This is a genomic window from Paenibacillus sp. MAEPY2, from assembly GCF_000499205.1.
Lineage (GTDB): Bacteria > Bacillota > Bacilli > Paenibacillales > Paenibacillaceae > Paenibacillus > Paenibacillus vandeheii.
The window spans coordinates 103,660-111,218 of record NZ_AWUK01000047.1 but is presented as its reverse complement, the minus strand read 5'-3'; the positions used below and the strand labels follow the sequence as shown (position 1 = coordinate 111,218).

At 45.6% G+C, this 7,559-nt stretch carries 5 protein-coding genes; 2 read left to right on the top strand and 3 right to left on the bottom strand.

Annotation, left to right across the window (positions count from 1 at the left end; translation table 11 throughout):
• Window positions 1–659: 659 nt before the first annotated feature.
• Window positions 660–2,384 (top strand): cellulase family glycosylhydrolase, encoded by a 1,725-nt coding sequence (locus P364_RS0130815; RefSeq protein ID WP_024633858.1) that lies wholly within the window; start codon window positions 660–662, stop codon window positions 2,382–2,384.
• 188 nt (window positions 2,385–2,572) lie between these two features.
• Here the strand turns inward: P364_RS0130815 and P364_RS36415 are convergent, their stop codons facing one another.
• The gene (locus tag P364_RS36415; RefSeq protein ID WP_024633857.1) at window positions 2,573–2,968 is read right to left on the bottom strand and encodes a hypothetical protein; all 396 of its coding nucleotides are present in this window, start codon (window positions 2,966–2,968) and stop codon (window positions 2,573–2,575) included.
• A gap of 408 nt (window positions 2,969–3,376) precedes the next feature.
• On the opposite strand from P364_RS36415, the gene P364_RS36410 reads away from it, so the two are divergent.
• Window positions 3,377–3,826, top strand: coding sequence for a hypothetical protein (locus P364_RS36410; RefSeq protein WP_152532771.1), 450 nt, complete (start codon window positions 3,377–3,379; stop codon window positions 3,824–3,826).
• A 104-nt stretch (window positions 3,827–3,930) separates the two neighbouring features.
• On the opposite strand, the gene P364_RS0130800 is transcribed toward P364_RS36410, so the two are convergent.
• A complete protein-coding gene (locus P364_RS0130800; RefSeq protein WP_024633855.1) occupies window positions 3,931–5,898 on the bottom strand; it encodes a sucrose-specific PTS transporter subunit IIBC in 1,968 nt (655 codons plus the stop codon).
• A gap of 28 nt (window positions 5,899–5,926) precedes the next feature.
• The gene (locus tag P364_RS0130795; RefSeq protein WP_024633854.1) at window positions 5,927–7,402 is read right to left on the bottom strand and encodes a glycoside hydrolase family 32 protein; all 1,476 of its coding nucleotides are present in this window, start codon (window positions 7,400–7,402) and stop codon (window positions 5,927–5,929) included.
• Window positions 7,403–7,559 lie beyond the last annotated feature (157 nt).

The following is a 7,559-nucleotide window of genomic DNA, read 5'->3' as shown; positions in this document are numbered from 1 at the left end:
TGCTTCGGAAGCATACGCTTCGCCTTTACAGCGATCGGAAGATTGTTCTGTCCGCGCAGTGGTCCAATGTAGAACCGTTCGTTCAACTTAAATACAAAAAACCCGAACCAGCCTGGATACACGTTGCAGTGTATACAAGCCAGCTCAGGTTATGCCCATATCGGTAACATTCCCAGATCACAATTATGCGGATTGGATAAAACTTTAGCAAGGAATAGCTGAATTGTCAATTTTGTTGTGACTTGGGCTGTAGAAGCCGGATTATATCTTTCAAATTCTTCCCCTTACGTTGATCGTGACGTGTATCACACATCCGCGTGAATCGTAGTGCCTGTGATATAGGAGATCCAAAGCACGTAGCATTGGTGTATCGATAGCTCCTGGAGCAACTGCGTAACTCGAAGCATTCATTCCCCTATGATATTCCATAATTGTCATAATCACTAATTTTCACATGAATTATCATCCAATTATTATGGTATTTTCTTTGAATAAATCATGATATATTTGCATTTCGGAAAACGTTTTCAATACTAAATTTGGTGGTGATTCCATTTAAATCAATCTAGGGTCTTGTTCGATATTGAGCTTAAATCGCTAATTTTTGTAAGCGCTCTATTCCTAGTTCAACGATTATAATTACAAAGGAGATTATGTTAATGAACAAAAACCGCAAATCGGTCCTCTCACTCACTATCGTAACAGTAATGATCCTGTCCTTGTTCTCATCCGCCATCGCCTCTGCAGCTACAGATGAGACGATTCAGACAAGTGCTGCCGCCGCTCCAACTAATATTCAATCCTACGTTACTGCGATGGAGCCGGGCTGGAATCTCGGTAATTCACTGGATGCTGTTGGTGCAGATGAAACGGCCTGGGGTAACCCGCTAATCACTCAGCAGCTGATCCAAAGTATCGCCAATCAAGGCTACAAGAGTATTCGTATTCCAGTGACCTGGCAAGCTCACATGGGTGGAGCACCCAACTACACTATTGATACCGCTTACATGAACCGGGTACAACAGGTTGTAAACTGGGCTCTTGATGCCAATCTGTATGTCATGATCAACATCCATCACGATTCATGGCAGTGGATCAGCTATATGGAAAATGACCATGCCAATGTTCTTGCACGGTACAACTCTGCCTGGACTCAAATTGCAAACAAATTCAAAAATGCGTCCACCAAGCTGATGTTCGAAAGTGTAAATGAACCCCGCTTCACCGAAGGTGGTACAACGAATACCGCTACTGCATACGCGTTGCTGGATGAGTTAAATGTATCTTTTCATAAAATCGTGAGAGCATCGGGGGGAAATAATGCAACACGTCCATTGGTCCTCCCAACGTTGCATACCTCTTCCGCTCAACCAGATCTTGATGCATTATCCCAGACGATTGCGAAATTGAATGATCCTAAGCTTATCGCTACAGTCCACTACTATGGCTTCTGGCCATTCAGCGTAAATATTGCTGGGTATACGAAATATAATGCTGAAGTGCAAAAGGATATTACGGATACCTTCGACCGTGTGTACAATGCTTTTACTGCCAAAGGCATTCCGGTTATCGTCGGTGAGTATGGCTTGCTCGGCTTTGATCAGCACACAGGCGTCATTGAGCAAGGTGAGAAGTTGAAATTCTTTGAATTCATTGGCCAATACCTCCGTTCGAAGCAAATGACCACCATGTTATGGGATAATGGACAGCATTTCGGCCGTACCAGCTTCACCTGGTCTGACCCTGACCTGTATAACACGATGAAAGCAAGCTGGACAGGTCGTTCGTCCACTGCTGAATCCGATCTGGTATATCTGAAAAAAGGGGCTGCAATTCAGGATAAAACCGTAAAACTGAATCTTAATGGCAATACATTTAGTTCTCTTGTCAATGGTAATACAACCCTTGTGAATGGAACGGATTACACCATCAGTGGTGATGTGCTGACATTGAAATCCAGTCTATTGACCAGACTGACCACTTCCGGCAATCTTGGGGTCAATGCCAAGCTGACCATCAAATTCAACAAAGGCGCAAACTGGAACCTGAATATCATCAAGTATGATACGCCTAAACTGAGTAATGTAACGGGCACAACGAGCTCATTTGCGATTCCGACTACCTTTAATGGCAATCAATTGGCCACCATGGAAGCAACGTATACAAGTGGCGGAAACGCAGGTCCGCAAAACTGGACTTCATTCAAAGAATTTTCCTACACCTTCAGTCCGAATTACAGTAATAACGTGATTGAACTGAAACAAAACTTTTTCAACGAAACGAATAATGGCGAAATCATTCTCAAGTTCCATTTCTGGAGCGGAGACATCATTACGTACAAAATTACAAAGAATGGTTCCAGTGTTGTCGGAATCTCTTCCTAATAGGGTTTCACTGCCCAATTTATAGCAAATTGGATTTCACGAAACGTTTTGTCCAGGGTATAGGGCTCTGGACAGAACGTTTTTCATTTTATATGTGGTTAAATCCCACTGGCGATAGGAGAGCACGATCAGGCGACTTCGCCGCCTCAGTCTTTCATGTTGCGGTTTATCTCCTGCCTTTTGGCGGTTTACAATAAAAATGAAACATCTCCATTTCGGCTGTGAATGACATATGTTGCTCCCAGGCCTTTATATACAAGCCCAACACGAGCCCTATTGCTGGAAACAACATAGAGTTGTTGCGGACACAAGCTGCGACACAGCTCAATATCCTGGCAGCACTGTGGCAAGTTATTTTCGAAGACAAAGGCGTTTTTCACTACGAATTCGGGCGGAAACTGATTACGGCCTGAAGTGTTCTGAATGGAGCACACAGTGACTGCACCAAGTGCTTGAAGTTGTTTCTTCTCCTCTTCACTGTGTACAAGTACAACAACTGCAAATCCCCTCTTCAGTAATACCTCCACAAAATTCTTACCCGCCTCACCATATCCTGTCGATACAACCATCATTACTTCATCCATTACCGCCAACCTCGCCTTCACATCAGATCCTGCAAATGCCGTCTGGAGTACGTTATGTGCGAATCATAGTCCTCTATCCTTATCTCCGCAATTCAACTGCATTGGAATTCTGCACTGTTCTGATTCATTCCTGGGCATTCGGGTGAGCGTTTCTTATTTAAACTTCTCTTTTCGCTCTCATGCGCCATGATGCTCGGTCTATCATGAGCGGAAGAAAATATCGAGTTATTCGAGTCCAAAACGCAGATATATCTCTCATTAATCGCTTACATGTGTGCATTTCAAACCAAAAATCGGTAAAACAGGCCTTTTTTCAATGAGGATTTATTTTACTTCAGTTTTAATCAGTCGTAACATAATCGGCAGAATAGTGATAACAATAAGGTGATTTTGCCTATGGAGGTTGGAATGGTGATTGCAAGTTGTGATGTGAAAATACGATCGGAGATTCATGTTAATGCCCGAATCAGTTCCATGGAGATTATTCAGTACGATATGCGAAAATTGCCATTTATAGAGCGTGAACAGATATTCCGTTATTGTGGATTGTTCAAAATCTCATGTGGGCATGTTCATGGTTTTGCTGAATTTGAACTGCCTGAGGGCTCCCATCCTACTGATCTGGTGCAATGGGCTTCGGTGTTCAGAGCTTTAAAGGGCATGCACATGTCACAGGTCATGCAATATATCAAGCAGCACCAGACGCTCTGGGGACACGAACGCATGCTGTTTCTACATGAAGCCGTCAACCATTTGCTTCTCAACCTGGAGCAAGCCAGCACTTCTGATGATAGGTTAAGCCAAGAAGAAATCCGCACCTTTCTGATGCAATATGCCCTGACGTATTATTCTTTTTGACACCTTCCGTTTTGAAGAAATGATACATAAAAATGCAAATAAACCCTGGTGATATACACCGGGTCTCTTTGCATTTTCTGACCTGTTTTTTTTCAATTTTTCACTTATTGCGGTTCAGTAAATTTCACAAAGATTAGTGCTTCCCCATTAGCTTGAACAGGGCCTGTGAAATTAGCCATCACCTGTTCAATCCGATCGTTCCCATTGGGAATGAGCACAGGTGTAATCAATGGAAGTCCTGCAGCCTGAATGGCTTCCATGTCAAATTCAATCAACAGTTGTCCTGCGGTTACGATGTCGCCGCTATTCACATGTGCGGTAAAACCTTCCCCCTTCAATCCAACCGTGTTAATTCCAATATGCACCAGCATCTGAACACCCGTTTCATGTTCCAGAATTACTGCATGTTTGCTCTTGTTCATCACATGAGCGATAACGCCATCAAAAGGTGCAAATACTTTACCCTCAGAAGGCTCGATAGCGATCCCTTCTCCCATATGCTTTTCCGAGAATGCAGGATCAGGAACCTGCTCCAAAGCAACGGCTGTGCCTGTCATCGGTGAGACAATCTCCAGGATACCTACTTTTGTACGATGGTTCACAGCCTGGCTGGCAGATGGGTTTGACTTTTGCGCCGGAACTTCCGACTTGTTCTCTTCTTCTGCATGGCTCGATACTTCCTCCGCAACGGGCTGATCCTTATATCCAAAGAACCAGGTAAGTGCAAAGGCAATACCCATAGCCACCACATTGGACAAAATGTACAAAGGCAATTGACTGTTCAAATACAGCAGAGTTCCCGGAATAACCGTCACCGCCATACCAGTACCTTGCAAGTGGAACAAGGATGCGAGAAATCCACCCACAGCGCCTCCCACAAGCCCCATGATAAATGGTTTCATATACCGCAAGTTAACCCCGAAGATAGCGGGTTCGGTAATCCCAAGAAATGCAGAAAATGACGAAGGCAGTGCGAGTGCTTTCAGCTTAGTATTTTTGGTTTTCAACCCCACCGCCAGACAAGCCGCTCCTTGTGCAGCCATAGCACAGGTAATAATCGCGTTGAACGGATTAAAGCCCGTTTTCTCCAGCAATTGTATCTCCAGAAAGTTAAAGATGTGGTGGACACCGGTAACGACAATAATTTGATGAAAGAAACCAATAATAATACCCGCAATACCAAATGGCAGTCCCAATACGGCAGTCGTTCCATGCAGCACCCACTCCTCCAGGGAATGGAATACCGGGCCGATGGCGAAGAGTCCCAATGTAATCATGACCGTCAGCGTAATAAAAGGGGTAAGAATTAAGTCCAGTGCCTCCGGTACACGTCTTCTCAGAACTTTCTCAAACTTCGCTCCGATCAACCCCACGAAGAACGCAGGCAGCACGGAGCCCTGATACCCGACTACCGGTATGAACCCGAACATATGCAGCGGTTGTGCCGATCCATCGGCCACCGCGTACGCATTTGGCAGCGCCGGATTCACAAGCATCAGACCCAAAACGATACCCAGAACCGGACTCCCGCCAAATACGCGGAACGCAGACCAGGCTACAAGTGCAGGAAGAAATGCAAATGCTGTGTCCGTCAGGATCTGAGTAAATAGCAGGAAATTGGGCGAAATGTCTTCAGGTGTTGCACCAAACAGCGAAAGAATTTCATTCTGAGTGAGCAGCCCTCGCAGACCCATGAATAGCCCCGTTGCCACGAGCACAGGAATAATCGGTACAAAAACGTCACCAAACGTACGAATGGCCCGTTGAAAAGCATTGCCTTCCTTTTTGCCCTGACTCTTCACGTCTTCCTTGGAAGTTCCCTCGATCCCCAGCTTCTCTACCTCTTCAAATATCCGGTTTACGGTTCCTGTTCCGAAAATGATCTGATACTGGCCCGAGTTGAAAAAAGCCCCTTTCACTTTGTCGATGTTCTCGACCTGCTTCTGATCAATCTTATCCTTGTCATTCACCATGATCCGAAGACGTGTTGCGCAATGTGCAAATGACGCGATATTTTCTTTGCCCCCGATGGCACGAATAACGTCCTGGGCAATCTGCTGATTATCCGACATGGTTCTTCATTCCTCTCACGTTATATCTCTAATAATTCCACTTTGATGCCTGAAATTCTGCCTTGCCTGCCTGTGCAAAGAAGCGAATCTCCACACTTTCCTTACTAGGGAAGATACGGCTTGTGAATACTTCTTCTCCATCATTGACAAAGATCTCAACGGAAGAAGAATCCACAAACATATGAATCTTAAGCACGTCTGCATTCAGTGCGCAGCGCCGCACATTTCCATTCCGCTCCGCGAGCGGGGCGCCTGATTCGGAGCGATCCAGGATTACTTTCTGTGCCAAGCGATCATACTGCAACACAGTCTTCTCTTCTGCGCTTGCCCGGAATTCAATACCCACGGTCTCTGCGTCAAAATCACGGATCTCGCATTCCAACTCATAAGCAATTCCAGCAAAGTCCGGGAAAGATCGGGTCTCATTATTAAGTGTGAATTGCATATGATTCCCTTCATCATCCCCGCGAAGCTTCACCATTTCAGAGACAGGCTGCTGGATTAACTTGCCCTCCCGAAGTGACAACTGCCGCGGAATCGTCAGGCAATGAGCCCATCCACTCTGGTCTGTCGGATACTCCAAATCGGGGAGTCCCATCCATCCCACCAGAATTCGTCGTCCATCCGGCGCCTGCATCGTCTGCGGGGCATAAAAGTCAAATCCGCGATCCAGCTCCTGAAACGGACCATGTTCGAAATGCCTTGTCTGAAGATCCAGTGGTTCGCCAATCAGATAGCCCGACTGAAAAATATTCTGATACTCATCTCCCTGACTTTCTATTCCTTGAGGAGAAAAGATCAGCACACCCTGACCTTGCAGCTCCATATAATCGGGGCACTCCCACATGTAGCCAAACTTCGGTAGCCCAGTATGAATCTCTCCAAGAAACGTCCAGTTTCTGAGATCTGACGAGCGATATAATACTGTGCATCCGGTCTCATCCACGCGCTGGGCTCCAATCACACAATAATACGTGTCCCCCTGCTGCCATACCTTTGGATCTCGGAAGTGCTCTGTGTACCCAAAAGGTACTTCGGAGATTACAGGTTGATCCACTTTGGCTATTGAACCGCTTTCATCCATAATCGCCAGACACTGATACGGATGCCTGATCCACTCTTGATCTCTTGTATTGCCTGTGTACAGCAGATACAGTTGACCTTCTTTTTCAATAGCACTGCCCGAATACGCCCCATGTGAGTCGTATGTGTCACCCGGCTGAATTCCGATTCCGACTTCTTCCCAGTTCACCAGATCCGTTGAACGGGTATGATACCAATATTTCATTCCATGCTCGGTCCCGAGTGGAAACCACTGATAGAACAGATGATAATACCCCTGATAATAAGAAAATCCGTTAGGATCGTTAAGCAGTCCGGTTATAGGCTGGATATGGTAACTCTGTCTCCACGGACATGATGAGATCAAAGCTTCCAGCTTGCCTATTTCTCCAGGCTCTGCCTGCTCGATTCGTCTGTAGCGTTGCTCTCTAGTCATTTTCATAAAAAGTGTTCTCCATCCTCGCGAAAAGTAAAACCCAAATTAGAGGAACCGGTTCCAATGCACTTAAAAAAATAATTCCATATGGCTTTTTCGCCTGCCACCGTGTTCCCATATCCGCATTGGATATTTGGTGTGGAACCGGTTCGATGGAATTATC

Excerpts from the sequence above, each read along its gene's own strand:
- P364_RS0130800 (WP_024633855.1), bottom strand. The coding sequence starts at position 5,898 with ATGTCGGATAATCAGCAGATTGCCCAGGACGTTATTCGTGCCATCGGG.
- P364_RS36415 (WP_024633857.1), bottom strand. The coding sequence starts at position 2,968 with ATGGATGAAGTAATGATGGTTGTATCGACAGGATATGGTGAGGCGGGT.
- P364_RS0130815 (WP_024633858.1), top strand. The coding sequence starts at position 660 with ATGAACAAAAACCGCAAATCGGTCCTCTCACTCACTATCGTAACAGTA.
- P364_RS0130795 (WP_024633854.1), bottom strand. The coding sequence starts at position 7,402 with ATGAAAATGACTAGAGAGCAACGCTACAGACGAATCGAGCAGGCAGAG.
- P364_RS36410 (WP_152532771.1), top strand. The coding sequence starts at position 3,377 with ATGGTGATTGCAAGTTGTGATGTGAAAATACGATCGGAGATTCATGTT.